The sequence below is a fragment of the Shewanella sp. ECSMB14102 genome (assembly GCF_000813075.1).
Lineage (GTDB): Bacteria > Pseudomonadota > Gammaproteobacteria > Enterobacterales > Shewanellaceae > Shewanella > Shewanella indica.
The window spans coordinates 1-1,878 of the sequence record NZ_JWGX01000093.1 but is presented as its reverse complement, the minus strand read 5'-3'; the positions used below and the strand labels follow the sequence as shown (position 1 = coordinate 1,878).

Here is a 1,878-nt window from a genome sequence, read left to right as displayed (position 1 = left end):
CTCTCATCAGGAGGATCGGTCAACCGATCCTTATCTGATCTACGTTGCCTCATTGAGGGGCGTTTTTTTATGAAATGTTCAACTTAGTCTGTGTAATTGAACAGTGATTTGACTGTTTCCAGCGTTTCATCAATGGTCTTGATGCTGGAAGGGCAGATAAAGATAGTATCATCACCGGCAATAGTGCCCAGAATACCTTCTGGCTTGCCGATGGAGTCCAACAGCCTGGCAATTAACTGCGCCGCCCCCGGGCTGGTACGTACCACTATCATGGCTTGGTTATGATCCACATCCAATACCAGATTCTTCAGTGGGCTGCCGGCAGTTGGCACCCCAAGTTCGGCCGGTAAGCAGTAGACCATCTCCTGCTTGGCGTTACGGGTGCGCACGGCACCGAACTTGCTCAGCATGCGCGAGACTTTGGACTGGTTGATATTGGCAAAGCCTTCGGCTTGCAGTGCATTGACTATTTCACTCTGGGAGCCGAAGCGCTCCTCTTTAAGCAGAGCCTTGAAGGTTCTGATTAGCTCATCCTGATTTTTGCTTGCTTGCATTATCTTCTTCTGTCGTTATTCAGAAAATCTCGCTCATTCTGCATATCAAACGGGTAAGTGTCAACAAACACCCAAGATGCCTGCATAAAAATGCAGTTTGGGTCATTTGTTGGGTAAAAGAAGCCTCAGTAGGCGAGAGCAAATGCTGAAGTTAATTCAGCTTTTGATGAAGCAGAGTCATATGACTAAGGGATAATTGCTATTTTTGTGACGATCCTTTAATGTTGCGCCATCACAGAATTAGATCTATGTCACACATAATTCCGAGAATTGACGGAGATAACTATGAAAGTTGCTGTACTAGGTGCTGCTGGTGGTATTGGCCAGGCTCTTGCCCTTCTGTTGAAAACCCAATTACCTGCCGGCTCTCAGCTGTCACTCTATGATATCGCCCCCGTAACGCCTGGGGTTGCCGTGGATCTGAGTCATATCCCGACAGCAGTTGAAGTTAAAGGTTTTGCCGGTGAAGACCCAACACCTGCACTGGAAGGTGCTGATGTGGTGCTGATCTCTGCCGGTGTTGCCCGTAAGCCTGGCATGGATCGTTCTGATCTGTTCAATATCAATGCCGGTATCGTCCGTAACCTGATTGAAAAGGTGGCTGCGACTTGTCCCAAGGCGCTGATCGGTATCATCACCAACCCAGTGAACACCACTGTGGCCATTGCGGCTGAAGTACTGAAAAAAGCCGGTGTTTACGACAAGAACCGTCTATTCGGTGTGACGACTCTCGATGTCATCCGCTCTGAAACCTTTATCGCCGAAGCCAAAGGGTTGAATGTTGCCGAAGTTAAAGTCAATGTGATTGGCGGCCACAGCGGTGTGACCATTCTGCCTCTGTTGTCTCAGGTTGAAGGTGTCAGCTTCTCCGATGAAGAAGTTGCTGCCCTGACCAAGCGTATTCAAAACGCCGGTACTGAAGTGGTTGAAGCCAAAGCCGGTGGCGGCAGCGCGACTCTGTCCATGGGCCAGGCCGCTTTCCGTTTCGGTCTGTCGCTGATCCGCGGTCTGCAGGGTGAAGCCAATGTGATCGAGTGCGCCTATGTAGACGGTGGCAGTGAACACGCTGAATTTTTTGCCCAGCCAGTGGTACTCGGCAAAAATGGTATCGAAAAGGTTTTGCCATATGGTGAACTGAGCGCGTTTGAAACCAACGCCCGTGATGCCATGCTGGATACCTTGAAGGCGGATATCAAACTGGGTGTAGACTTCGTTAAGTAAGTCGACTCCGGGAATAACAAGGAGCGCTTCGGCGCTCCTTTTTGCTACTAGAACCTATTTTACTCTGGCCTTGCTGGCTAGTTTCTTTGGCAAAATAGCCGAA

At 49.5% G+C, this 1,878-nt stretch carries 2 protein-coding genes; one reads left to right on the top strand and one right to left on the bottom strand.

Features of this window, described 5'->3' with window-relative positions:
- Positions 1-83: 83 nt before the first annotated feature.
- Positions 84-554 (bottom strand): transcriptional regulator ArgR, encoded by a 471-nt coding sequence (argR, locus tag RC73_RS19365; protein ID WP_025012091.1) that lies wholly within the window; start codon positions 552-554, stop codon positions 84-86.
- Between the two features lie 285 nt (positions 555-839).
- Here argR and mdh point away from each other — a divergent pair, with 285 nt between their 5' ends.
- On the top strand, positions 840-1,775 hold the full coding sequence (gene mdh / locus RC73_RS19360; RefSeq protein WP_039036166.1) for a malate dehydrogenase: 936 nt from the start codon (positions 840-842) through the stop codon (positions 1,773-1,775).
- Positions 1,776-1,878: the final 103 nt, after the last annotated feature.

Bases quoted from the DNA above. Each gene is read 5' to 3' on its own strand.
- argR (WP_025012091.1), bottom strand. From the start codon at position 554: ATGCAAGCAAGCAAAAATCAGGATGAGCTAATCAGAACCTTCAAGGCT.
- mdh (WP_039036166.1), top strand. From the start codon at position 840: ATGAAAGTTGCTGTACTAGGTGCTGCTGGTGGTATTGGCCAGGCTCTT.